The 23,719-nt window shown below is 70.1% G+C and carries 26 protein-coding genes; 16 read left to right on the top strand and 10 right to left on the bottom strand.

All coding sequences use genetic code 11. The features are described from left to right. Positions 1 to 13 precede the first annotated feature (13 nt). From ACLJRM_RS02870 to ACLJRM_RS02845, 6 genes are all read left to right on the top strand, one after another. A complete protein-coding gene (locus tag ACLJRM_RS02870) occupies positions 14 to 1,186 on the top strand; it encodes an NAD(P)/FAD-dependent oxidoreductase (RefSeq protein WP_410662162.1) in 1,173 nt (390 codons plus the stop codon). Next, positions 1,183 to 1,449, top strand: coding sequence for a (2Fe-2S)-binding protein (locus ACLJRM_RS02865; RefSeq protein WP_101607498.1), 267 nt, complete (start codon positions 1,183 to 1,185; stop codon positions 1,447 to 1,449). Before ACLJRM_RS02870 ends, ACLJRM_RS02865 begins: the two co-directional genes overlap by 4 nt. Then, positions 1,446 to 2,795 carry an FAD-dependent oxidoreductase gene (locus ACLJRM_RS02860; RefSeq protein WP_410662161.1) on the top strand — a complete coding sequence of 450 codons (1,350 nt, stop codon included), beginning with the start codon at positions 1,446 to 1,448 and terminating at the stop codon, positions 2,793 to 2,795. Before ACLJRM_RS02865 ends, ACLJRM_RS02860 begins: the two co-directional genes overlap by 4 nt. Beyond that, positions 2,792 to 3,703 carry a dihydrodipicolinate synthase family protein gene (locus ACLJRM_RS02855; RefSeq protein WP_410662160.1) on the top strand — a complete coding sequence of 304 codons (912 nt, stop codon included), beginning with the start codon at positions 2,792 to 2,794 and terminating at the stop codon, positions 3,701 to 3,703. The genes ACLJRM_RS02860 and ACLJRM_RS02855 overlap by 4 nt, the downstream gene beginning before the upstream one ends. Beyond that, on the top strand, positions 3,704 to 4,705 hold the full coding sequence (locus ACLJRM_RS02850; RefSeq protein WP_410662159.1) for a proline racemase family protein: 1,002 nt from the start codon (positions 3,704 to 3,706) through the stop codon (positions 4,703 to 4,705). Positions 4,706 to 4,834: 129 nt separating this feature from the next. After that, positions 4,835 to 6,205: an aldehyde dehydrogenase (NADP(+)) gene (locus ACLJRM_RS02845; protein WP_410662158.1), complete on the top strand. Its 1,371-nt coding sequence runs from the start codon at positions 4,835 to 4,837 to the stop codon at positions 6,203 to 6,205. 301 nt (positions 6,206 to 6,506) lie between these two features. Here ACLJRM_RS02845 and ACLJRM_RS02840 read toward each other — a convergent pair whose 3' ends face one another. Genes ACLJRM_RS02840 through ACLJRM_RS02830 form a run of 3 tightly spaced genes read right to left on the bottom strand, consistent with a single transcriptional unit; the run spans position 6,507 to position 9,543 of the window. Then, positions 6,507 to 7,721 carry an amidohydrolase family protein gene (locus ACLJRM_RS02840; protein ID WP_410662157.1) on the bottom strand — a complete coding sequence of 405 codons (1,215 nt, stop codon included), beginning with the start codon at positions 7,719 to 7,721 and terminating at the stop codon, positions 6,507 to 6,509. Continuing rightward, the gene (locus ACLJRM_RS02835) at positions 7,718 to 8,155 is read right to left on the bottom strand and encodes a GAF domain-containing protein (protein WP_101607504.1); all 438 of its coding nucleotides are present in this window, start codon (positions 8,153 to 8,155) and stop codon (positions 7,718 to 7,720) included. Before ACLJRM_RS02835 ends, ACLJRM_RS02840 begins: the two co-directional genes overlap by 4 nt. Next, positions 8,152 to 9,543, bottom strand: a complete 1,392-nt coding sequence (locus ACLJRM_RS02830) for an MFS transporter (protein WP_101607505.1) — start codon at positions 9,541 to 9,543, stop codon at positions 8,152 to 8,154. Before ACLJRM_RS02830 ends, ACLJRM_RS02835 begins: the two co-directional genes overlap by 4 nt. 135 nt (positions 9,544 to 9,678) lie before the next feature. On the opposite strand from ACLJRM_RS02830, the gene ACLJRM_RS02825 reads away from it, so the two are divergent. The 5 genes from ACLJRM_RS02825 (at position 9,679) to ACLJRM_RS02805 (ending at position 12,870) form a co-directional block, all read left to right on the top strand. Beyond that, entirely contained in the window at positions 9,679 to 10,605 is a 927-nt protein-coding gene (locus tag ACLJRM_RS02825) for a MurR/RpiR family transcriptional regulator (RefSeq protein ID WP_101607506.1), read from the top strand. After that, entirely contained in the window at positions 10,602 to 10,850 is a 249-nt protein-coding gene (locus tag ACLJRM_RS02820) for a hypothetical protein (RefSeq protein ID WP_410662156.1), read from the top strand. Before ACLJRM_RS02825 ends, ACLJRM_RS02820 begins: the two co-directional genes overlap by 4 nt. Before the next feature lie 96 nt (positions 10,851 to 10,946). Next, positions 10,947 to 11,252 (top strand): hypothetical protein, encoded by a 306-nt coding sequence (locus ACLJRM_RS02815; protein WP_410662155.1) that lies wholly within the window; start codon positions 10,947 to 10,949, stop codon positions 11,250 to 11,252. Beyond that, positions 11,245 to 12,375, top strand: coding sequence for a VanZ family protein (locus tag ACLJRM_RS02810; protein WP_410662154.1), 1,131 nt, complete (start codon positions 11,245 to 11,247; stop codon positions 12,373 to 12,375). Before ACLJRM_RS02815 ends, ACLJRM_RS02810 begins: the two co-directional genes overlap by 8 nt. Before the next feature lie 84 nt (positions 12,376 to 12,459). Continuing rightward, positions 12,460 to 12,870, top strand: coding sequence for a hypothetical protein (locus tag ACLJRM_RS02805; protein WP_410662153.1), 411 nt, complete (start codon positions 12,460 to 12,462; stop codon positions 12,868 to 12,870). Here the strand turns inward: ACLJRM_RS02805 and ACLJRM_RS02800 are convergent. The 4 genes from ACLJRM_RS02800 to ACLJRM_RS02785 form a co-directional block, all read right to left on the bottom strand. Further along, positions 12,843 to 13,937, bottom strand: a complete 1,095-nt coding sequence (locus tag ACLJRM_RS02800; protein ID WP_101613164.1) for a S1 family peptidase — start codon at positions 13,935 to 13,937, stop codon at positions 12,843 to 12,845. The genes ACLJRM_RS02805 and ACLJRM_RS02800 overlap by 28 nt on opposite strands. A gap of 343 nt (positions 13,938 to 14,280) precedes the next feature. Further along, positions 14,281 to 15,198, bottom strand: coding sequence for a M56 family metallopeptidase (locus ACLJRM_RS02795; protein WP_410662152.1), 918 nt, complete (start codon positions 15,196 to 15,198; stop codon positions 14,281 to 14,283). Beyond that, positions 15,195 to 15,554: a BlaI/MecI/CopY family transcriptional regulator gene (locus tag ACLJRM_RS02790; RefSeq protein ID WP_101607512.1), complete on the bottom strand. Its 360-nt coding sequence runs from the start codon at positions 15,552 to 15,554 to the stop codon at positions 15,195 to 15,197. The genes ACLJRM_RS02795 and ACLJRM_RS02790 overlap by 4 nt, the downstream gene beginning before the upstream one ends. Before the next feature lie 37 nt (positions 15,555 to 15,591). Further along, positions 15,592 to 16,644: an NlpC/P60 family protein gene (locus ACLJRM_RS02785; RefSeq protein WP_410662151.1), complete on the bottom strand. Its 1,053-nt coding sequence runs from the start codon at positions 16,642 to 16,644 to the stop codon at positions 15,592 to 15,594. Between the two features lie 143 nt (positions 16,645 to 16,787). On the opposite strand from ACLJRM_RS02785, the gene ACLJRM_RS02780 reads away from it, so the two are divergent. From ACLJRM_RS02780 to ACLJRM_RS02770, 3 genes are read left to right on the top strand one after another with little or no spacing between them, the layout of a single operon-like run. Next, complete coding sequence (locus ACLJRM_RS02780) at positions 16,788 to 17,132, top strand: hypothetical protein (protein WP_233224165.1); 345 nt, start codon at positions 16,788 to 16,790, stop codon at positions 17,130 to 17,132. A 54-nt stretch (positions 17,133 to 17,186) separates the two neighbouring features. After that, a complete protein-coding gene (locus tag ACLJRM_RS02775) occupies positions 17,187 to 18,284 on the top strand; it encodes a PLP-dependent cysteine synthase family protein (protein WP_101607514.1) in 1,098 nt (365 codons plus the stop codon). Then, entirely contained in the window at positions 18,281 to 19,507 is a 1,227-nt protein-coding gene (locus ACLJRM_RS02770; RefSeq protein WP_410662150.1) for an MDR family MFS transporter, read from the top strand. Before ACLJRM_RS02775 ends, ACLJRM_RS02770 begins: the two co-directional genes overlap by 4 nt. Positions 19,508 to 19,552: 45 nt before the next feature. Here the strand turns inward: ACLJRM_RS02770 and ACLJRM_RS02765 are convergent, their stop codons facing one another. The 3 genes from ACLJRM_RS02765 to ACLJRM_RS02755 all read right to left on the bottom strand — a co-directional run bounded on the left by ACLJRM_RS02765 (position 19,553) and on the right by ACLJRM_RS02755 (position 21,298). Continuing rightward, positions 19,553 to 20,110, bottom strand: coding sequence for a vitamin K epoxide reductase family protein (locus ACLJRM_RS02765; protein ID WP_101607516.1), 558 nt, complete (start codon positions 20,108 to 20,110; stop codon positions 19,553 to 19,555). Beyond that, entirely contained in the window at positions 20,107 to 20,784 is a 678-nt protein-coding gene (locus tag ACLJRM_RS02760) for a DsbA family protein (RefSeq protein WP_410662149.1), read from the bottom strand. The genes ACLJRM_RS02765 and ACLJRM_RS02760 overlap by 4 nt, the downstream gene beginning before the upstream one ends. A gap of 100 nt (positions 20,785 to 20,884) precedes the next feature. Further along, positions 20,885 to 21,298, bottom strand: a complete 414-nt coding sequence (locus ACLJRM_RS02755) for a hypothetical protein (RefSeq protein WP_410662148.1) — start codon at positions 21,296 to 21,298, stop codon at positions 20,885 to 20,887. A gap of 415 nt (positions 21,299 to 21,713) precedes the next feature. Between ACLJRM_RS02755 and ACLJRM_RS02750 the strand changes: the two genes are divergently transcribed. Beyond that, complete coding sequence (locus tag ACLJRM_RS02750; RefSeq protein WP_101613166.1) at positions 21,714 to 22,079, top strand: VOC family protein; 366 nt, start codon at positions 21,714 to 21,716, stop codon at positions 22,077 to 22,079. Between the two features lie 295 nt (positions 22,080 to 22,374). Then, on the top strand, positions 22,375 to 23,715 hold the full coding sequence (locus ACLJRM_RS02745) for a serine hydrolase domain-containing protein (protein ID WP_410662147.1): 1,341 nt from the start codon (positions 22,375 to 22,377) through the stop codon (positions 23,713 to 23,715). Positions 23,716 to 23,719 lie beyond the last annotated feature (4 nt).

The raw sequence follows: 23,719 nt of genomic DNA, 5'->3' as shown, positions 1-23,719 counted from the left end.
CGCTGGAGGGTCGATGAACCGAACGCGTGTGGCCGTACTCGGCGCGGGTATCGTCGGCGCCGCGTGTGCCCGTGAGCTGAGCCTGGCAGGCTTCGACGTCGTGGTCGTGGATCGCGGCCGTGCCGCCGGGGGCACCACTTCGCACGGTGAAGGCAACATCCTCGTCTCCGACAAGGGACCGGGCGCCGAACTCGAACTCGCGAAGCTTTCGGCCCTAATGTGGCCGCGTGTCGTCGCCGAGATCGCCGACGAGGACGCGCGGGCCGCCGCCGCGATCGAGTACGACCCCAAGGGCGGCATCGTGGTCGCCACCACCGAGGACGGCGCCCGCGCCCTCACGTCGTTCGCCGGGACGCAACTCGGGGTCCGCGCGGAACCGTTGTCTCCCAAGGAACTGGCCGACGCCGAGCCCGCGCTGACCCGCGAGGTGACCGCCGCGTTCCTCTACCCGGAGGACGCTCAGGTCCAGCCAGCGGGCGCGGCGCTGGCCCTGCTGGGCTCCGCGCTGCGCCACGGCGCCCGGCTGCGGTCCGACACCGAGGTCCTCGGCGCGTCCGTCCGAAGTGGACGGATCACCGGTGTCCGCGTACCCGGCGAGGTCATCGAGGCCGACGTCGTCGTGAACGCCGCGGGTCCGTGGGCCGGTCAGGTGTCGGCGCGCCTCGGCGCCCCGATCGCGATCCGCCCCCGCCGGGGCGAGGTGCTGGTGACCACCCCGATGCCCGGCGTCGTCCGGCACAAGGTCTACGACGCCGATTACGTCGGCGCTGTCGGCGCGGACTCGGTGGAGTTGCAGACCTCCGCCGTCGTCGAGTCGACCTGGGGCGGCACCGTGCTGATCGGCTCGTCCCGCCGCCGGGTGGAGTTCGACGACGCCATCCGCCCCGACGTGCTGAGCGCCATCGCGGTCAAGGCCCTGAGGCTGTTCCCGTCGCTCGCCGACGCCGCGATCATGCGGGCGTACGGCGGTTTCCGGCCCTACGTGGACGATCACCTCCCGGTGCTAGGAGAGGACCCGCGGCTGGGAAACCTGTGGCACGCCACCGGGCACGAAGGCGCCGGAATCGGGCTGAGCGTCGGCACCGCGCGCCTGCTGCGCGAACTGCTCACCGGGGCGGAGCCTGCGATGCCCGTCGGAGAATTCACCGTGGATCGTCCCGCGGTACTGGCCGGGGTGGCCGCGTGAGCGGCCGTCCGATCCGGATCACTGTCGACGGCGAAGCCCTGACCGGGATCGCGGGCCAGAGCGTGGCGGGAGTGCTGCTCGCCGCGGGCCGGATCTCCTGGCGCACCACGCGTTCCGGTGCGCCGCGCGGTGTGTTCTGCGGCATCGGCGCCTGCTTCGACTGCGTGCTCACGGTCAACGATGTGCCCGACGTCCGCGCGTGCCGCCGTCCGGCCGCCGACGGCGACGAGATCCGCACCCAGTCACGGGAGGAGAACGCGTGAGCCGGCATGTGGTGATCGTCGGCGCCGGGCCCGCCGGACTCGCGGCCGTCGAGCACGCCTTGCGGGCCGGTGCCCGCGTCACGGTGCTGGACCAGGCGGAATCGCCAGGCGGCCAGTACTACCGCATGTCGCCGGAGGCCTACGCGGCACAACACGGCGGACCGGAGTTCACCCGGCGCCGCCGTCTGCTCGCGCATCCGAGGTGCCAGTGGTGGCCCGGTGCCACCGTCTGGGCGTTCGACCGCGCGGAGAACCGGGTGCACGTCCTGCGAGGACAGTCCGACGGTGGCGGACGACAGCGGCTCACGTTGGTTCCCGACGCGCTGATCCTGGCGACCGGTGCGCACGACCGCACCCTGCCGTTCCCCGGCTGGGAACTGCCCGGCGTGTACACCGCGGGCGCGGCGCAAGCGCTGGCGAAAGGGGAGCGGGTCGCGATCGGCGGGCGGGTACTCGTCGCCGGGGCGGGGCCGTTCCTGCTGCCGGTCGCGGAATCGCTGCTGGACGCCGGGGCCGAGGTGGTCGCGGTCCTGGAGGCGAACCCGTTCACGACCGTCCGGAAAGGATGGTCGGCGCGACCGTGGCGGTTGGCCGCCCACGCGGGCAAGGCGGGCGAACTGGCCCGCTACGCCGCGACGCTGGCCCGCCATCGTGTCCCGTACCGGTTCGGCCGGGCCGTGATCGAAGCGCGGGGCGCGGACAGCGTCCGCGAGGTGGTGACCGCCGAGGTCCGCGCGGACTGGTCGGTCGTCCCCGGCACCGAGCGGACGTACGAGGTCGACGCGGTCTGCGTCGGCCACGGATTCGTCCCGCAACCCGAACTGGCCGTCGCCGCGGGCTGCGTCCTGGGTGGTGGGTTCGTGCGGGTCGACGGCGGCCAACGCACCACAGTGGATGGTGTTTTCGCCGCGGGCGAGATCACCGGTATCGGTGGCGCGGTCACCGCCGCGGCCGAGGGCGCGGTGGCGGGCCGTGTCGCCGCGGGGGAAACGCCCGGCCCGGCCTTGATCCGTGCCCGCGACCGCGCCCACACGTTCGCCGAGCGCCTCGCCACGGCGCATCCGATCGGCCCGGCCTGGCGACGCTGGCTTCGCGAGGACACGATCGTCTGCCGGTGCGAGGAAACCACCTACGGCGAGCTCGTCCGCGCGACCGCCGACCCGGCCTGCCCCGGCCCGCACGCGCTGAAACTCGGCACCCGGGCGGGCCTCGGCCCGTGCCAGGGCCGGATGTGCGGTCCGGCCGTATCCGAACTCTGCGGTGGTACCGAACGGCACCACCGCCCGATCGCCCAGCCGATCCGGCTCGGTGAACTCGCCGCCCGAACCGAAGGAGAACCTGAATGAGCACCCCCGACCTCGGTGGCGTCGTCGTCGCGACCGCCCTCCCGTACCGGGCGGACGCATCGGCACCCGCCGGGCTGGCCGTGGATTACGACGCCTACGCCGCGCACTGCCGGTGGCTGATCGACAACGGCTGCCGGGGCGTCGGCCCGAACGGCTCCCTCGGCGAGTATTCGTCGCTCACCGACGACGAACGCCGCCGCGCGGCCCGTACCGCGATCGAAACCGTGGGGAAGGACGGCATCGTCGTCGTCGGCGTCCACGGTCCCGGGTCGCATCAGGCCAGGCACTGGGCCGACATCGCCGCCGAAGACGGTGCCGGCGGCCTGCTGTGCCTGCCGCCCACGATGTACCGCGCGAACCGCGGTGAAGTCCTCGCCCACTTCGAGGCGGTGGCGTCGGTCGGCCTGCCGGTGATGGTCTACAACAACCCCATCGACACCAAGGTCGATCTCACTCCCGCGCTATTGGCCGAGATCGCGGCGATCGACAACGTGGTGGCGGTCAAGGAATTCTCCGGTGACGTCCGGCGGGTGCTGGAGATCCGCGAGCAGGCGCCGGGCCTGGACGTGATCAGCGGCGCCGACGACGTCGTGCTGGAAAGCCTGCTGATGGGCGCGACAGGCTGGTTCGCCGGTTTCCCGAACGTGTTCCCGGCCGAGTCGGTGCGCCTGTTCGAGCTGGCGAGGGCGGGGAAACTCGAGGAGGCCAGGGCGCTGTACGAACCGCTGGTGGCCGCGTTCCGCTGGGACTCGCGCACCGAGTTCGTCCAGGCCATCAAACTCGGCATGGACCTCGTCGGCCGCTACGGCGGACCCTGCCGTCCGCCGCGCGGACCGCTGACCGACGAGCACCGCGAGCAGGTCACCGCCGACATGCGCCGCGCGCTCGCCTCGCTGGGGGTGGAGTAGGTGCGGTCGATCCGGTCGATCACCGCCGTCGACTCGCATACCGAGGGCATGCCGACCCGGGTGGTGACCGGCGGGGTCGGCGTCATCCCCGGTGACACCATGGCCGAGCGCCGCCGGTACTTCATGGAGCACCTGGACCACCTGCGGCGGTTCCTGATGAACGAGCCGCGCGGCCATTCGGCCATGAGCGGCGCGATCCTGCAGCCGCCGACCAGGCCGGACGCCGACTGGGGCGTGGTGTACATCGAGGTGTCGGGGTGCCTGCCGATGTGCGGGCACGGCACGATCGGCGTGGCGACGGTGCTGGTGGAGACCGGCATGGTCGAGGTGACCGAACCGAAGACCGTGGTGCGCCTGGACACCCCGGCCGGGCTCGTGCACGCCGAGGTCGACGTCCGGGGCGGCCGGGCCGAACGGGTCAAGCTGCGCAACGTCGCGTCCTTCCTCGCCGAGCGGGACGCGTCGGTCGAGGTGCCCGGGCTCGGCGAGGTGCGCTACGACCTGGCCTACGGAGGCAACTTCTACGCCATCCTCGAACTGTCCCGAGTGGACATCCCGTTCGAGCGCTCGGAGAAGGACCGGATCCTCGCGGCGGGACTGGACATCATGGCGGCGATCAACGACCAGCGCCCGCCCAAGCATCCGGCCGATCCGCTGATCGGCGGCTGCAAGCACGTCCAGTTCCTCGCCCCGGGTTCGGACGCCCGCGCGTCGCGGAACGCGATGGCCATCCACCCCGGCTGGTTCGACCGGTCGCCGTGCGGCACCGGCACGTCGGCCCGGATGGCCCAGCTGCACGCCCGCGGCGAGCTGGCGCTGCACACGCCGTTCGAGAACAGCTCGTTCATCGGCACCACGTTCACCGGTGAGCTGGTCGCCGAGACCACCGTCGGGGGTGTCCCGGCCGTGGTGCCGGAGTTCTCCGGGCGCGCGTGGATCACCGGCAACGCCACCTACCTGCTCGACCCGGACGATCCGTTCCCGGCGGGCTTCGTGCTCTGAGCTGAAGGGGCCTTTCCCCGCATGCCACGCAGGGAAAGCGCCCTTCGCCGCATGCCACGCAGGGAAAGCGCCCTTCGCCGCATGCGACGCGGGGAAAGGCCCCTTCAGCCCCCGGAGAGGAAGGGACCAATGAAGGAAATCGTCCAGGCGGCGGAGATCGCCGGTGCGTGGGCCGCCACCGACCCGAAGACGCGCGCGGCGGTGATCACCGGCGTGGCCGACGCGCTGGACGCGGCGGGCCCGGCGCTGATCGCGATCGCCGACGCCGAAACCCGGCTGGGGACGAAACGGCTGACCGGTGAGCTGGCCCGCACGACGTTCCAGCTGCGCCTGCTCGCGGCCGAGAGCGGTTCGTCCTACGACGTCCGGATCGATCGCGCCGATCCGTCGTGGCCACCCGGCCCCCGGCCGGATCTGCGCCGGTATCGCACGGCGGTGGGACCGGTCCTGGTGTTCGCCGCGAGCAACTTCCCCTTCGCGTTCAGCGTGGCGGGCGGGGACACCGCGGCGGCATGGGCGGCCGGATGCCCGGTGGTGGTCAAGGCGCATCCGGGGCATCCGGAGCTTTCCCGCCGGACGGCGTCGATCGTCGTCGAGGCGCTCGAGCGGTGGGGTGCGCTTCTCGGTCTTGTCGAGGGGGAAACCGCCGGAGTGGAGGCGCTGCGGCATCCGGCTGTCGCGGCCGCGGCCTTCACCGGATCGGTGGCGGGCGGGCTCGCCCTGGCGCGGATCGCGGCCGACCGGCCGGTTCCGATCCCGTTCCACGGCGAGCTCGGCAGCGTGAATCCGGTGATCGTCCTGCCCGGTGCCGCCGAGACGCGTGCCGAAGAACTGGCGACGGGTTACGCGGGTTCGCTGACGCTGGGCAATGGCCAGTTCTGCACGAACCCCGGCCTGGTGTTCGCGCCGTCCTCGGGGCCGTTCGTGGATCTCGTCGCCGAACGCTTGCGAGCGGTGACGGTGGGGTCTTTCTTGAACGATCGCATCGCCTCCGGTTTCGAGACCGTCGCGGAGCGGCTGGCCGCGATTCCGGGGATGCGCGAGATCGTCGGGGGAGCCGGGGCCCGGCTGCTCGAAATCGACCTGGCCGATTTCGTCCCCGACGTTGCGGAGGAGTGTTTCGGCCCGCTGGGCGTGATCGTGCGGTACTCGCGGTTCTCCGACGTCGTGCCGATTTTGGCGGCGCTGCCTGGTCAGCTCACGACGACCGTGCACGCCTTGGACTCGGAGGCGGGCGACGTCGAGGCGCTGCGTCCGGTGCTGGCCGACCGCAGTGGGCGGATCCTTTGGGGCGGCTGGCCGACCGGGGTCGCGGTGACCGCCGCGATGCAGCACGGCGGCCCGTACCCGGCGACGACCTCACCGGCGTCGACGTCGGTCGGGACGGCGGCGGTGGACCGCTTCCTGCGGCCGGTGTCCTATCAGGACTGGCCTTCGCATCTGCTGCCCGAACCGCTGCGGGACGACAACCCCTGGGGCGTCCCGCAACGCTTTTCCTGACCCCGCGTTTCGTCCTCTGGTTGCGCTACCTGCACGCGCTACTACCGCGACCAGAGGACGAAACGCGTCAGGCAAAGGTGGCCTTCAGGACACCGGGACCACCCCGCAAACGGAGACGCCCCGATTCACGCGATCGCTTCGCGTTCGGTGCCCCCAATGCCGCATTGGAGACGCTCAACGTCCCCGATGCGGCATTGGGGGCACCTGCTGGTCCGCGACCCCGCGCCTGACAAAGGCCGAAGGGGTCCTTCGCCCCGGTCGGCGTCCTAGGGTAAGGCCGCTGACCTGCCCACGAAACGCGTCAGGCGGAGACCACCGTCCCGCCCTGGATGACGTGCCGGAAGCCCTTCGGCTCGGCCAGGACGCCGATGTCCTCCAGCGGATCCCGGTCGACGACGAGCAGATCCGCGTGCGCGCCGGGGGCCAGCGTGCCGATCTCGCCGGTCAGGTTCAGCAGGTCGGCCGCCGTCGACGTCGCGGAGCGGATCACGTCCACCGCGGGCTGGACCTCGCCGCGCAGCCGGAATTCGTGGTTCTGGTGCCGGTGCATCCCGCCGAGGAGATCGCTGCCGTACACCAGTTTCACCCCGCCCCGGTCGGCCTTTTCGAGCGCGGCCATACCCGCGCCGAGGACGTCGTCGACCTTGCGCCAGCTGGATTCCGGCAGCCCGTGCTCGCGTCCTTCCTCCTTCAGCGCCCAGTACGTGACCAACGTGGGCACGAGGTACGCGTCGTGCCGGAGGAACAGCTCGACACTGAGGTCGTCGATCAGGTTGCCGTGCTCGATCGACCGCACGCCCAGCTCCAGCGCGCGGTTCACCGCACGGGCGGTGTAGGCATGGGCGGCGACATAGCGGTTGGCCGCCTCCGCCTCCTCGACGATCGCGCGCAGTTCCTCGGCGGAGTACTGCGTCGAGTCGACCCGGTCGGTGGGGGAGGCGACGCCGCCGGAGGCCATCACCTTGATGTGGTGCGCTCCCTTGCGCAGTTCGTCGCGCGCCGCGGCGCGGACGGCGTCGACACCGTCGGCGACGCGGCCGAGCCCCGCGCAGCACGGGTGGTCGTCGCTGGCGTTGGCGCCGCGGGTCCGGCTGTCGCCGTGGCCGCCGGTCTGACTCAGCGCGCGCCCGCAGAACAGCAGGCGGGGACCGCGGAACAAGCCCTCGGCCTGCGCGTCGGCGAGACCGTAGTCGGCGCCCGAGGCGTCCCGGACCGTGGTGAAGCCCCGGTCCAGCATCAGGCTCATGGTGCGGGCGCTGTGCGCGGTCACATAGGACGGTGACGACGCGGGGAGCGACCCCAGGTCCGCTGTCGAAGCGGTCACGTGCACGTGCGCGTCGACGAGGCCGGGCAGCACGAACGCGCCGCGCAGGTCCTCGGTCCGGACGTCGCCGGCGGCGAGACCCGTGCCGGTCTCGACGATCCGGCCGTCGGCGCACCGGAGATCGCCCTCGGTGTACTCGCCCGTGACCGGGTCGAGCAGACGGGCGTTGCGCAGCAGCAGTGAGCCGTTCATCGGGCCTCCAGGATTTCGCGCAGGGCGGGCACCGCCAACGGTGCCAGAGATCGGGCGGCGGTGACGGAATCGTCGTCGTAGCTGCCTTCGGCGTCGAGGATGTTGAGGACGCCGAGAGTGCGCCCGTCGTCCACCACCGGCACGTTGATCACCGCGCCGCAGCCGAGCCGGTCGATGAGTTCGTGGTCGGCGAAGATCTCCCGCACCGCCGCGCTGTCGGGCCCGAAATAGGGTTCCTGTCCGGTGATGCACCGCTCCAGCCAGCCCGCCGCCACCTCGACGGTCTTTTCGCCGCCGACCGGGTACTCCGCCGGGTGGCTGCTGTGCACGCGGCGCAGCGCCCGCCGTTCGGGCACCCAGGCCAGCACGGTGAACAGCCTCACGCCGATCGTCGCTCGGGTCTTGTCCTCCACAATGGACAGCGACACGGTCACTTCGTCATCTCCTTGGCGGTTTCCACGGGCGCGCCGTGTTCGGTCAGTTCTTCCAGGGAACGGCCGGCGGTGGACAGGCCGAACACGACCACGCACACCACCCCGGCCGCCAGGACGGCGGTGGTCAGGCCGAAGACGCCGGCGAAGCCGAGGCTCGCGGCGGACAGGCCGATGATCGTCGGGGCCAGGATGCTGCCGAGCCTGCCGAACGCGCTGGACAGGCCGGTGCCGCTGGCGCGGATCCAGGTCGGGAACACCTCGGGGGTGTAGGAGTACACACCGGCGTAGGTGCCGTTGAGGAAGAACGACAGCACCGCCCCGGCGAGGGTGATCGACCACGGCGCGTCCATCTGGCTCAGCCAGAACGCGCTCACCGCCGAGCCCGCGAGGTACAACGCGATGGTGTGCTTGCGGTCGAGCCGTTCCGACAGCCAGGCCGCGGAGAAGTACCCGGGGATCTGCGCCAGGTAGATGATGATCGAGAACTCGAAGCTCTTGGTGACGGTGATCCCGCGTTCGACGAGCAGCGTCGGGATCCAGGAGAAGAAGCCGTAGTAGGAGAACGTGATCACGAACCAGACGGTCCAGATCACCGCGGTCCGGCGTGCCATCGCCGGGCTCCACAGGAACTTCAGCGCGCTGAAGAGGTTGACCTTGGGGGTTTCCTTCGCGGGCTGGACATCGGTCTCGGCCACGGCCGGAAGTGGTTGCCCGGTCGCCTTTTCGACGTCCCGCTCGAGTTTCGCGACGATCTTCTCCGCCTCGGCGTGACGCCCGTTCGCGACGAGGAACCTCGGCGATTCCGGCAGGGACCGGCGCCACCACAACAGCATGACGATGGGCAGCGCGGTGATCAGCTGGGCGACCCGCCAGCCCTCCGGCACCGTCGGCACGACGAACCGCCCGATCAGCGCGGCCATCACGAAGCCGAACGAGAAGAACCCGGCGAGCGCGCCGACGAACCAGCCGCGTCGCTTCGCGGGGACGAATTCGGACAGGAACGGCGCGATGATCGCGCTTTCGGCACCCGCACCCGCCCCGGCCAGCACCCGGGCGCCCAGGAAGATCTCGTAGTTCGGGGAGAAGGCGGCGAGCACCGAGAACACCGCGTAGAAGGCCAGCGCGTACATCATGACCTTCTTGCGGCCGATGCGGTCGCCCAGCAGGCCCGCGGCGATCGCGCCGAAGAGGAAGCCGAACGGCGTCGCCGAACCGATCAGCCCGAGCTGCCCGTTGTCGAGACCCCAGACCGCTTTCGCGCTCGGCAGGAGGAAGGCGACCACGGCGGAGTCCATGCCGTCGAAGGTGTAACCGAGCCCGCCGATGAGCAGGAGCAGATAGTGGGGACGGCTCAGCGGGAGCCGGTCCAGTCGAGCCAGAAGCGTCATGGGGAACGCCTTCCGTGGTTCGGGCGACGAGGAGTGCGGACAACGTATACTGCGTTTCCGTAAAACTGCAATGGTTGTTGCAGGTGGTTCGACGGGCACGATGCGTTACCGTGGCGCGGTCGAGGGAGGGTGTGCGTGACAGAGACGGAAACCGGTGACGGTTTCGAGGCGTGGCTTCGGGATCGGACGCCGGAACGCGGCCTGCGGCCGAAGTCGGCCGCCGTGCTCGAAGTGCTGGTCTCGCAACCGCGCCGGGCGTCGTTCGGATCGACGGCCGAGCTCGCCCAGCTCGCCGGGGTCAACGTCGCCACCGTCACCCGCACCGCGCAGGCGCTCGGTTTCGCCGGCTGGCCCGCGCTGCAACAGGAGTTGCGGGCGCGGTACATGTCGTCGCTGAGCGCGCCGCAGGTGGCCGAGGAACACCGGGACGTGGACTCGCCGGGCTCGGCGTCGCTGCGCCGCGACCTCGACAGCCTCGCCCTGCTCAACCGGCGGGTCACCGAGGACGAGATCCGCAACGTCGCCGAGGCCGTCGCCGCCGCGCGCCGCACGCTCGTCATCGCCGACGGCAGCTATGCCGCCGTCGGGATCGCGTTCGCGCACAACGCCCGGCTCGCCGGATACGACGTCCACGCGATCACCGCGGGCGACGCCGAACTCGCCAACGCCACGGCCAAACTCACCGCCGACGACGTGCTCATCGCGATCAGTTTCTGGCGCCTGTACGAAAGTACGGTGCTCGCCGCGGACGAGGCGAAGGCGAGGGGAGCGCGCGCGTTCGCCATCACCGACGCGGCCAGTCCCGCGCTGGCGGGCGCCGTCGAGCAGGTACTGATGGTGCCGGCCGAAGGCGTGACCTTCTTCCCGTCGCTGACCGCGGGGATGAGCCTGGTGCAGGCCATCGTCGCGCAGCTCGCCGCCGTCGATCCCGTCCGCACCGGCGAATCCATCGAGGCGGCCGAAGCCATGTGGTCGCGGTTCGATCTGCTGCATCGCCGTCCGGGATCGGGGATGCGGCCAGTGCCGAAAAGGCCGACCGGTCGAGGCACCTCCGCCGGATGACCGATCCGCCGCACCCCGCCGGGAAGCGATCCTGGTTCCAGGCCGCCGGAACAGGCGGTACGGGGATCGAGGAGGCCGAAATGACGATCATCGCGACTTTGGGCGCATACGCCGGGCTCGCGCTGCTGGCGCTGATGGCGGCGACCCCGCTGCTCGTCGAACTCGACCAGCGCTTCCCGGTCACCCGCCGGGTGAAGACGGCCGAACGGGAACCCCGGATGCCCGCCTCGCTCGCGTCGGCGTGACGCAGAGCACAGAGATCAGCCCGGGACTACCTCACGTGAGTGATTCCGGAACCGTCAAGTCGTAACTTTGTGTCGCGTTGTGGAACGCTGAGTGACGTGACCGTGGATTTCTGCACCGACAGCCACTCCGCCGACCCCTTCGCGGAGTTCCGGCGGAACGTCGACGAGCTGACCCAGGCGTACATCGACGCCTGCCGTCAGGGCCGCAGTCCCGGCGACGCCACTCTCGACCTGTTGCAGCGGATCCACCACGAAGACCGCAACTGGGTCGTCGTCCACCTGACCTTCGCCATCGCCGCGCTCGCGCACCAGCGAGCTCTCGCTCCGGCCGAGTCCGTCACCCGGCCAGGTGGCGTACCGGGTGCGCCGGAGCGAGCGTTGTTAGCTTCCGCGAGTGACTGATCCGACCGTCTCCGCGGTCATCGCGGTGTTCGCGGGTTTCGTGCTCGCGGGCATCCTGGCCGTCCCGTACATCGCGGCGAGCTACCGGCGCCGCGGCGAACTCGGGCTGTGGCGGGTCCTGCTGGTGTTCGGGTTCCTGGTCTACGCCATGTCACTGTGGACGTACACGTTGCTCCCCATCCCGCAGACGACGGCGGCGTGGTGCGCCGAGCACGCGACGAGTCACCTGCAACTGCGCCCGTTCCAGTTCGTCGCCGACATCCGCCGCGAACAGAGCGGGGCGGGCCTGCGCGCGTTCCTGCGCAATCCCGCGGTCCAGCAGGCGGTCTTCAACGTCGCCTTGTTCGTGCCGCTGGGCATGTTCGTCCGGCACCTCTTCCGGCGCGGTTTCGCGGTCACCGTCGCCCTCGGGTTCGCGGTCTCCCTGTTCATCGAGTGCACCCAGCTCACCGGGGTCTGGTTCCTGTTCGACTGCCCGTACCGGCTCGCCGACGTCGACGACCTGCTGACCAACACCCTCGGCGCCGCCGTCGGCTTCGGCCTCGCCCCGTTGCTGCGGCTGCTGCCGGGCAACGAGCCGTCCGCACCGCCCGGAACGCCGCGACCGGTCACCGCGCGCCGCCGTCTGCTCGGGATGGCCGTCGACTTCGTCTCGGTCGTGCTGCTCGGCACCACCATCGGGATCGTGACGACCCTGGTGGCGGGCGAACCGAACACCGTGGTCGCGGCGCTGACCAGCACCCTGCTGCCCGCCGTGCTCCTGTTGTTCGTCATCCCCGTCGCGGGCAACGGCGCCAGCTTCGGCCAGCGGATCGTGCTGCTGCGGCCCGCCGGGCCGGACGGCGGGAAGCCCGCCCTGTGGCGGATGATCGTGCGATTCCTGGCCGGGTCCGGCGGCTACTTCACGCTGCTCACCCTGGCGTCCGCGGTCAACAGCGGATTCGAGCCCTTGGCGAACCTGTTGTTCTTCGTCAGCGGCATCCTCGCGATCCGGCCTCTGGGCCACAAAGGACTGTCCGGACTGGTCGCCGGACTGGCGATCGTCGACCTGCGCGAGATCGAGAGCCCGGACCGGGAGCCTGCCGTCGACGTGCGCGGTGGCCCCACACCGCCACTCACCTGATCGGGTCGACCCTGTCGTTCACGCGAGTCATTCCGCCTGGCAGGAGGCGCGGGCCTGAACACTCCCCGGGTGGACGTGGAGTCGATGGATGACGTGGCCGACTGCCTGCTCTCGGTGGCTTGGAACATTTTCCCGCTGATGGGGAAACCGCCCGCGAGCCCGGGGGACCGGCCGGAGGAGATCCGTTCCTTCCTCGTCGACACCTGTCACGACGCCGGGCTGCGGGCCCGGGAATGGGCGGCGGCGCACGGCGCGGGAACAGCGGCGGACCGCCGTCCCTTCCTGCGGCTCGCGGAGATCGGGGCGGACGCGAACCTGTTCCTGGGCATGGTTTCCGGCACGCTGGTCATCGATCACGAGCGGGTCTGCCGCCGATGGACCGAGATCGAGACGCTGGTCGGCGAAGCACGCGAACTCGCCGGGGAGATCAAGGGGCGGCCGTCGCACCGGCCGCCCCTCTTCGGCGATCAGTCCTTCTCGAGAGTCAGGTCGTAGCGGTTGAGCACCTCCTTGACGGGCTGGAAGAAGGTGGTGCCGCCTTCGTTGCAATCGCCGGAGCCGCCCGAGGTCATACCCTGTGCCTGCACCAGCTTCGTCCCGGAACCCGACGAGGGACGGCTGACGTACGAGCCGCCGGAGTCGCCCGGTTCGGCGCAGGCGCTGGTCTGGGTGAGGCCCCGCACGATGTTGCCGTTGCCGTAGTTCACCGTCTGGTCCAGCGCTTCGACCCGCCCGCACTGCCACTTGGTGGTGATCCCGGACCGGCAGACGCGGCCGCCGACGGCGACGACCTCGGAGCCCTCGATCCGCACGTCGGTACCGTCCCCGTACCGGTCGACCCGGGGCGGGGTCGAGACGTCGGAGTGGGTCACCTTGACGGTCCCGTAGTCGTTACCGGGGAAGGACGACTTCGAGACAGGGCCGATCGTGCCGTCGACGCCGTGCACGGTGCCGCCGAGTTCGGTGCAGTGGCCCGCGGTGATCACGTAATGATCGTCGTCGTCATGGGCGTTGAACCCGACCGAACAGGCGCCGCCGTTGAAGTAGAGACCCTGTCCGCCGACCACGCTCCACAACGGCCGTGGCGCGCTCTTCACCTGGTCCACCCGGACCGGGACACCGGCGGCCGCCGCCCAGGCCCGGCCCGCGGAGTCGCCGCCGACCACCTCGACCACGACCTCGTTCGCGGGCGCGTCGACGTACCAGCCGGCGACCGAGCCGGGAAGGCCGGCGGTTCTGTCGTCCAATGTGGACTGGATCTTCTTCAGTTCGGCGGAACTGTGCTTCATCACCTTCGGGATCGCGCCCGCCGAACGGATCGCGGCCGAGCGGCTCGCGTCGGCGGTGCCGACGACGAGTTCACCGGTCGTCGTGTCCAGCCAGGAGCCGGCGAACGCGGCGCCGAGCGAAGCGCCGATCTTCTGCTGCGAGGCGGCCAGCGTGGCCGGACCCGCCGTTTCGTTCAGCACCGGTGTCGCCGCCGAAGCCGGGGTCGCGAAGGCGGTGACGGCTGCCGCGGCACCTATCACCGCGGTCATGGTGCGCAGAGGACGTCGGATCACGAAAACCTCCATGGGATTGCGGAATTCGTTGCGGGGTGTGTACTGAGAAGCGCCTCTCGTCCGACGTTACGACAACGGGCTATCGGCCGAATGCCGCCATTTGAGTTGCACCGGCAATTCGCCTTACCGGCTCAATGGAACGGGGATTTCCCGGCATTGCTCACTCTTGTGAGTGGAGCTTGCCCGAATTGCCGTCCCCGGTTCGTCCAGTCGCACACGACAATAAGCGACGCTCGGCCACCCGTTCGGGAAAAGGGGCGAACGTCGAGAAACGGCGTATCACCTGATTGTGTCCGGCGCTGAACCCGTTCGCTCTCCTTGGTGACGAACGCGTCTCTTTCGTTCACCAGCAGGAAAGGAGTCCCGCCGTGAACATCAGGCCGACGGTGAGCGCGGGCGGGGCGAACAACGCGAGGGTTCCGCCCGCGACGGCCCGCACCCGGTCCGGCAACCGTGACGGACCGCAGGGGTGCCGCGCGAGCCATCGCAACCGGAGCGCGGTGTCGCCGCCTTCCGGGGCGTGGATCGACAGCAGGGCCGATCGCACGGTTTCCGGTCCGTGCCCGGCCGCGGCCGCCCGGTCGGCGGCCAGTTCGACGAGGAGGCGGACCGCGCCGGGGAGTTCGCGCATGAGCGGGACGAACCGCAACGTGCGACCGAGTGTTTCGGCGCATCCGGCCAGCAGGTGATGCCTTCCGCGCAGATGCGCGCGTTCGTGCTCCAGTACCGCGTTCAGTTCCCGGGAGGTGAGCCTGCCCGCCAGGCCCCGGCTGGCGACGATCAGGCCGTCGCGGCCGCCGAGGCTGTAGGCGATCGGCCGCTCGTCGGGAACCCACAGCGTCGCGATCGGCCGCTCGTCACGGGTGCCTGTCAGCCTGAGCGCGTCCCGGTGACGCCGGTGCAGCAGGGTGCTGCGTTTCCTGCGCCGGGCCCAGGTCACGGTGAGCCGGGTGGCGGCGACCACGACGACCGCCCCGGCGAAAACGCCGACGAGGGGATCGAGACCGGGCAGGCCGCTGTGCCCGACCGCCGCCCAGCAATCGTGGAGGAACCGGGTGATCGCCGCTGCGGGACCGTGGTCCGGCAATACGAGGAGAAGGACGGCGCCGAGAGTGCCGGCGAGCACGCCGAGGGCGGTCAGCAGCCACCACGCGAGCGCCGTACCGGGACTGATCCCGCCGGCGGTCAGCCTGCCGAGCAACCGGGGCGAGAACCAGCCGATCACCGCGACGCCGAACAGGAGCACCGCCGCCAGGATCATCGCTTGGGTTTCCGTCGCAGCGCCCGTCGCAGGATGTCGGACTCCTCTTCGGTGACCGAGCGCGCGAAATGCAGCAGCACCGATTCGCGGTCCTCCGAGGAGTCGAGGAGTTCGCGCAGGCTTTGCGCGGTGGCTTCCTCACGGGTCGCCACGGCGCGATAGCGGTAGGCGCGATTCTCCATTTCGCGCACGACCCATTCCTTGCGGTGCAGATTGTCCAGCACCGTCATCACCGTGGTGTAGGCGAGTTCGCGATCCCGGTTGATCGCCTCGAGCACCTGGCGGACCCGCAAGGGTTCCGCCGAATTCCAGAGCACGTCCATCACCGACGCTTCGAGCTCGCCCAGCCGTTGCATGACACCTCCGCACGGAAGGATACTGCGTGCGCCGCGGTCACCCGACGATGCGCCGCGCGCCCATCAGATGCCCGTCGCCCTTGACCGACCGGACGTCGACCAGCTGGCCCTCGGTCGGCGCGTCGACCATCTTGCCGTTGCCGACGTACATGCCGACGTGATGGATCGCTCCCGGATCGCCGGTGCCGTCGTCGTAGAAGACGAGGTCGCCGGGGACGAGCCGGTCCAGCGGGACGGCCTTTCCCGCGGTGTACTGCTGACGGCTGGTGCGCGGGAGCGAGACGCCCGCCTGCTTGTACGCCCACGACGTCAGGCCGGAGCAGTCGAACTCGCCCGGTCCGGTGGCGCCCCACTGGTATTCCGAGCCTCGTTTGGACAGTGCCGCCTGGAGCGCGTCGTTCGCGGCGCCGGGCGGGCCGAGATAGGAGCCCTTGTCCTGGACCTTGCCGAGTTTCGCCTTGTCCGACGCGGGCAGGTCACCGAGCGCGTTCCTGACCTCGACGATCCGGCTGTCGAGGTCCTCTTTGCGGGTGCGGACCTGGTCCAGTGCCACGGTCGCGTCGTTCGCCGCGAGCTGGGCCGTCTCCCGCGCGTTCGCCGCGGTGGTGCGGGCGGCCTGCGCGGAACCGAGCGCGTCGCGCAGGCCGTTCAACGCCTTGGCCTTCTCTTCGGCCAGGACCGACAGCGCGGACGAGCGGTCGAGGAACTCCTGCCTGCTGCCGCTGTCGAGCAGGAGGACGGCGTTGCCGAGCTGGTGGCCGTTCATCGCGGACCGGGCGATCGCCTCGACCTGCGGCCGGAAGCGGTCGATGGCCGACTGCGCCCGCGTGAGATCGCCGTCGGCCCTGCCCAGGGCGGTCGTCGCCTGGTCGCGTTCGGTCTCGCGGGCCTTCAATCGGTCTTGTGATTCCAGCAGATCCTCGTCGGCCTTGGCCGCCTGCGCGCCGAGTTCCTGGTAGCGCCGCATCGGGTCCTGGCCGTCCGGCGGCGGTGCCGGTTGCGCGCTCGCGGGGAGCGCGCCGAAGCCGAGGATCACGAGGGCGGCGGTGGCGGCGAGGGGGTGCCGCGGCGAACGCCGGTGGGGTGTCACGGGTGCCGAATCTCCTGTCGCACAGGTTCAACTATCGCGCTTAGTAGTACGGGGACCGGTGTGAGCGCCCGGTGAAGTCCTACTAGATCAGTTAGTACTAGCCGTCATGGGAGTTCGAGTCGATCTTTGCTACGGTGGGAACCGTGAGTGTCTCTCCGGCTACTCTTCGTCGGCTCGTGGTGGCGTTGCTGCTGCTGGTCGTGGCGGGAACGCAGGCGTACGGCTGCCTCGACGGGCCCGGCGAAACGGCCGTCGTCGCGGCGGCCTCGCACGATTCGTCGTGCCCGCCGAGCGAGGGACACCTGCACTCCCGACCGCTCGCCGCGGTCGCGGTGCGAAGCGACGCCTCGCCGTCCACCCCGGATTCTCTGCCTCCGCTCGCCTCGTCACCCGTCCTTTCGTTCCCGGTGAGGGAGCGCCCCCGGTCGATCGCGTTCGACCGGAGTGGCCCCCGGATACTCACCGAGCTGTGCGTCTCCCGGACGTGACCGTTCCCGCGCCGGTCCGGTCCTGTTCGCACAGCACAGAAAGACGAATCCTCGATGAACGCTGTCCTCCCTCATGAACCTCTCGCGCCTTCCCGCCTCCTCAGTACCGCCGCGCGCTGCGTGTCCCCGGCGCTGGCCGTCGGCAATACGCCCGTGCTGTGGATCGACGAACGGCTCACCGGTTCCGGCAAGGGCTTCTGGGCCAAGCTGGAGGGTTTCAACCCCGGCGGCATGAAGGATCGCCCCGCGTTGCACATGGTGGGAGCGGCCAAGGCCCGCGGCGACCTGGCGGACGGCGCGATGATCGTCGAGTCGACCAGCGGGACGCTCGGGCTCGGGCTGGCGCTGGCCGGGATCGTCCACGGCCATCCGGTCACCCTGGTCACCGATCCGGGGATGGAGCCCATCGTGCGGCGCATGCTCACCGCGCACGGCACCCGGGTCGACCTCGTCACCGAGCCCCATCCGGCGGGCGGCTGGCAGCAAGCGCGCCGGGACCGCGTCCAGCGGGTGCTCGAGGAGCGGCCCGGCTCCTGGTGCCCCGATCAGTACCACAACCCGGACAACGTGGCCGCGTACGCGACCTTGGCCGACGAACTGGCCGCGCAACTGGGCCGGATCGACGTCCTGGTGTGCTCGGTCGGCACCGGCGGGCATTCGGCAGGGACCTTCCGCGCGCTGCGGCGGTACTTCCCGCATCTGCGCCTGGTCGGCGTGGACACCGTCGGGTCGACGATCTTCGGGCAACCCGCCACCTCGCGGCTGATGCGCGGGCTCGGGTCGAGCATCCATCCGCGCAACGTCGATTACGACGCTTTCGAGGAGATCCACTGGGTGGCGCCCGCCGAAGCGGTCTGGACCTGCCGCCGTCTCGCCGCCGCCCAGTACGCGACCGGCGGCTGGAGTGTCGGCGCGGTCGCCCTCGTCGCGGCCTGGCTGGCCCGTACGCACGATCCGGACGTGCGGATCGCCGCGATCTTCCCGGACGGCCCGCAGCGCTACTTCGACACCGTCTACAACGACGACTACTGCGCGGGACACGGCCTGCTCGACGTCGTCCCGGCCGGGGAACCGGACGTCGTCGGCCATCCCGGCGAGCGGGTGGTGGAACGCTGGACCCGGTGCCGCACGATCGTGGATCCCGCGCTGTGACGGGATTTCCGGCGCGGTTCCGGTCCTTCGACCGGCCGAGCAAAGTGCTGATGGTCAACCAGTTCACCATCAACGTCGGCTTCTACATGCTGATGCCGTACCTCGCCGGCTATCTCGCCGGCCCGCTGGGACTGGCGGGCTGGGCCGTGGGCCTGGTGCTGGGCATCCGCAACTTCTCGCAGCAGGGCATGTTCCTGGTCGGGGGCACCCTCGCCGACCGGTTCGGCTACAAACCGCTCATCGTCGCCGGATGCGTGCTGCGGACGGCGGGTTTCGCGTTGTTGAGCGTGACGTCCTCGCTGCCGTCGCTGATCGTCGCGTCCGCGGCCACCGGTTTCGCCGGAGCCCTGTTCAACCCGGCTGTCCGCGCCTATCTGGCGGTGGACGCGGGGGAGCGGCGGCTGGAGGCCTTCTCGGTGTTCAACGTGTTCTACCAGGGCGGGATCCTCGCGGGCCCGGTGGTCGGGCTGGCGTTGACGGCCGTCGACTTCCGGCTGACCTGCCTGGTCGCCGCCGCGGTCTTCGGTGTCCTGACCGTGGTGCAGGTGCGGGCGCTGCCCGCGCACGAAAGCGAGGGGGAACGGTCGTCGATCTGGGCGGACTGGCGGGTCGTCGCCGGGAACCGAGCCTTCCTGCTCTTCGCGCTGGTCATGATCGGCTCGTACGTGCTCTCCTTCCAGACCTATCTGGCACTTCCGATGGAGGCGCGCCGGATCACGGGCTCGGAGACGTCGGCCACCGCGCTCATCGCCGGGCTGTTCGTGATCTCGGGCGGTCTCGCGATCGCCGGTCAGCTCAAGATCACCGCCTGGTTCAAGAACCGGTGGTCGCCCGGCACGTGTCTCGCCTTGGGGATGGTGTTCATGGCCGCGGCGTTCGTCGCGCCGCTGACGGTCGCCAGGGCGGGTCCGGTCACGGCCGGGGCGGGGTTGCTCGTCTCCGCCGCGCTGCTGGCCGTCGGCACGGTCGTCGTCTTCCCGTTCGAGATGGACACCGTCGTCCGGCTGTCGGGTGACCGGCTGGTCGCCACGCACTACGGCTTCTACAACACGATCGTCGGCGTGGGCATCCTGCTCGGGAATCTCTTCACCGGTACCGTTTTCGACCTCGCGCGCCGGGCGGGCTGGCCGGAGATCCCCTGGCTCGCTTTGACGGTGCTCGGTGTCGCCTGTGCGGTGGGGCTGCGTGCTCTCGACCGGGGCAGGCGTCTGGTCTCGGTGTAGTGCCGTCGCGAAGGCCACCGGACGCCGGTGGCCTTCGCGACGGTGTCAGACGAGCGTCTTCCAGTAGTTCCAGAAGGCCTGCAGGACCGCTGCGCCGACGACCGCGTACCAGACCACGAGGACCACGCTGTGGTAGCGGACGACCATCCGTCCTTTGTGGAGATTGTGCAGGGTCGTGTACCAGAAGACGGCGATGGTGACCGCCCAGACGACCATGCAGTACGGGCAGAGCGCGCCGATGACGTAGAGACTCTGGACCATCAGCCAATGCACGAAGACGACGCCGAGCAACGAACCCGCTTGCAGGCCCAGCCAGTACCAACGAGGGAGCCGTGCGCCGGCCAGCACCGCGACACCGGTCGTCACGACCACACTGAACCCGGCGATCCCCAGCAACGGATTGGGAAAGCCGAACAGGTCCGCCTGCGGGGTCTTCATGATCGATCCGCAGCTGAGGACCGGATTGATACTGCAGGTCGGGATGTAGGAAAAATCCTTGAGCAGCTTGATCTTCTCGATGGTGAGCACGAACGCCGCCACCAGGCCGACGGCGCCGCCGACCAGCAGCACCCACGGCGTCACGCGGGTGGCGAAGGGCGTCATTTCGCCAGTTCCTCGTCGATGACGGCCTTGAGAGCCTGATAGGACGGCGACCCCGAGAACCTGACGCCGTTGACGAAGAAGGTCGGCGTGCCCTCGACGCCGATGTTCGCACCGTCGGTGCGGTCGGCCACGACCCGGCCGAGCGTGACGGGATCGTCCAGTGCGGCCTCGAAGGCGGGCAGGTCCAGGCCGAGCTCGCGTGCGAAGCCGAGGAAGGTCTCGCGGTGGGAGACCCGCTGGTCGCCCCATTGCGACTGCCTCTCGAACATCAGGCGGTACATCGGTTCGAGCTTGCCCTGCTTGCCCGCGGCCTCCACGGTCCGCGCGGCGAGCTCGGCGTTCTGGTGGCTGGGAATGGGGAAGTAGCGCATCACGAAGGTGACGCGGTCGCCGTACTCGGCACGCAGCCGCTCGACGCCGGGATACGCGGCGCCGCACGCTTCGCACTCCAGGTCGAGGAACTCCACGACGGTCACCTTGGCACCGGCCGGATCGGACAGGCGATGGCTGTCCGGCCGGACCAGGATCGACGCGGGTACCGCGGGAGGCGCGCCGTCGCCGCCTGCCTGCGCTGTCGGGGCGTCCTCGCCCAGCCTGGTGAAGACGAGCAACGCGGCCACCACCGCGATCACGACGGCCACGACCGTCAGGGAAACCTTGGCGTTCTTGGTCATTCTGCTGAGTCCTTAGCTCGGATCCGGGCAACTGAAGGCGTGGGGCATGACCGGTCCGCCCTCGATGCGAGGGCGGACCGGTCACGACCGGGGCTGCCGATCAGGTGCGGGAAACGCAGAGCTGGACGAGAAGAGGTGTCGCCGTCGGACGTTTGAACGCCCGGGTGCCCGGCGGCACGCCCGCTGTCGCGGGCCGGCTGCGCCGGACGAGCACGAGGAGAGCGGCCAGCAGCGCCGCGCCGATCCCCGTGACGTCGTCGAGGTGGTTGTGCGGCGGTTCGGCCGGGACCAGCCAGGCGGCGTGGTCGGCGCTCAGGTGGGACGTGGCCGGGTCGCATTCGCTCGCCGGGTTCGTGGCGTGGGTCGCTTCGGCTGCGAACAGGGGAGCGCAGGGTGAGCCCGCCGCCGCGGCGCCGTCGCTGCACAGCGCGCTCTGCAGCAGGGCGACAGCGGTGAGCACGGCCAGCACGGCGAGAAGCCGCGCGGCCGTCGTCGCTGTCTTTCCGCCGGGCACGGACTGCAGAGTAAAGGTGGCCTTGTAAAGCCACGGCGAGTTCGGGGCGCGGTGAGGCGTCGGTACAGGTGGTCATCCGAAGTACGTGAAGGCCCCCTTCCTTGCGCCTTGGTACAGGAAGGGGGCCTTCGCGCGGCCGGGGCGCGTGAGGGGAACTTCGAGGGACCCAGGGTCCCTCAAGGCGTCCTTCACGGACTGCGCGGACCCGAATCGCCACCCGGATCAATTTCGTCTTCAAGTCGGATGGTGTGCAGAACTCCGATGGATCTTTCGTTCAGGACTTCGTCCTAGCGCCGGACTGCGATCATGACGCGCTTGCGGGATCGACCGGCCGCTATACAGTGGTCGCGACCCGTGAACAGTGCCTGCCAGTGGCGTGACGAGCAATCCGAAACTACTGAAAGGATCACCTTTCGTGCCGAGGTTCAAGAATGTTCTCGCTGTACTCCCGGTCTCCGACCATGCCGCCGCGGTAGCTTGGTACAAGCAGTGGATCGGGCGTGGCCCCGATGCCGAGCCCATGGACGGCGTCGCGGAGTGGCAACTCGTCGAAAACGCGTGGATCCAGGTCGCCCATGCGCCGGAGGCCGCCGGGAAGGGTTCCGTGGTCATCGGTGTCGAGGACATCGATGAAACCGTCGGCACTCTCGCCGTCCAGGGCGTGAAATGCGGCCCCATCCAGGACTACGACTTCATCAAGTTGTCCGATGTCGCGGATCCGGAAGGCAATAAGATCAACTTCGTCTGGGAGAACCCGAACTACCAGCCTCCAGCGGAGTAAGTCGAAGCGCTGAACGTCCGTGAAGGCCTCCTTCCCTACCCTCAAGGTAGGCAAGGAGGCCTTCACGGTTCGGCGACCTTGTCGTCCTGCCGCATCCTGTCGGCGAAGTCCTCCTCCTGTTCGGGATCTTCCATCCCCGCCATGGCGCGGTCCACAGTAGACGGTCCGACGCTGCTATGGCCGGGCCCACAAGGCCGTGCCCGAATCTCTGGCGGCTCGTCCAAAGTGCTCTGTTTCGGCCGGGACACATACTGGCGCCCCATCGGACGCCGAGGTCCCGGAGGTTCCAGTCAGCATGAGCGCAGCCGCGTCCTTCGTGCCGGACGAAGTTTGCCGAAAGACATTGTGCGATCGGTCGTTCGCCACGGGCCTGTCCGTGGCGGTCACCGACCGCGAGGAAGTCGTCTCGTCCGGAGTGTTCGGGCACGCCGACCAGGCCGCCGGTTCGCCGGTCACCGGGGACACGCTCTTCGAGATCGGGTCGATCACCAAGGGGATGACCTGCGTCCTGCTGTTGCGTGCCCGCGACGCGGGCCTCGTCGACCTGGACTCCCCGGTCACGGCCTACCTGCCGTGGTTCTCCGTGCGATCGAGCCACGAGCCGATCACGCTCCGCCACCTGATGACCCATACGGCGGGGATCATCGCCGGTCCGGACGTCTCCCCGGACGCCACCTTCGAGGTGTGGGCGCTGCGGGACACGGAGGCGACGACGCCGCCGGGAACCTGGTTCCACTATTCGAACGCCGGGTACAAGGCGCTCGGCCTCGTGCTGGAGGCCGTCCACCGGCGGCCGTATCACGAGCTTCTCGGCGAGCTGCTCGCCTCACTCGGGATGCACGCCTCCGCACCCGCGGTCACCCATGACCTCCGGTCGCGCCTGGCGGTGGGGTACGAACCGCGCTACGACGACCGTCACCCCGTCCGGGAAGACGGCGTCGTCCCCGCGACCTGGATCGAGAACGCCACCGCGGACGGCTGTGTCGCGGCGACGGCGAGAGACATGACGGCCTGGCTGCGGCTCCTGATCGGCAGGGACACGGGGCAGGTGAGGGAGATGCTCACGCCCGCCATCCTCGACGAGGAGGACTACCCGGGCTGCGCGTACGGGCTCGGCATGCAGGTCGGTGACCTCGACGGCCGTCCGCACACCTGGCACACCGGCGGGATGATCGGCTACCACGCGGCGATCGCCTGCGACCTCGACGCGGGGATCGGCGCCGCCGTCCTGGCCAACGGTGTCGGACCGTGGCTGGACTTGGCCGTGCACCTGGTCGCGGCCGAGCGGGCGGAGCGTGACGGTGTGCCGTCGCCCGAGTTCACGCCGCCGCTGAAGAAACCTGCTCCACCGCCAGCCGCGGAGAACCCGCCGGAGCGATGGGCGGCCTTGGTCGGGCATTACCGCTGCCACAACCCCTGGCTGTCGAATCTCCACGTCCACGCATCCGGGGACAAGCTGTGGGTCTCGGTCTGCGGCGGCGAGCCGGAACAGCTCGTTCCCTTGCCGGACGGTGCCTTCCGCGTCGGATCCGACGAGCGGTCGCCCGAGCGGCTGCGTTTCGACGTCGTCATCGACGGGGCCGCGATCCGCGCCGACTACTCCGGATGTCCCTTGTACCGCACGTTCACCCCGTAGGTGG

The organism is Amycolatopsis sp. lyj-84 (assembly GCF_046549075.1).
GTDB lineage: Bacteria > Actinomycetota > Actinomycetes > Mycobacteriales > Pseudonocardiaceae > Amycolatopsis.
This window is presented reverse-complemented; position numbering and strand designations above follow the sequence as displayed.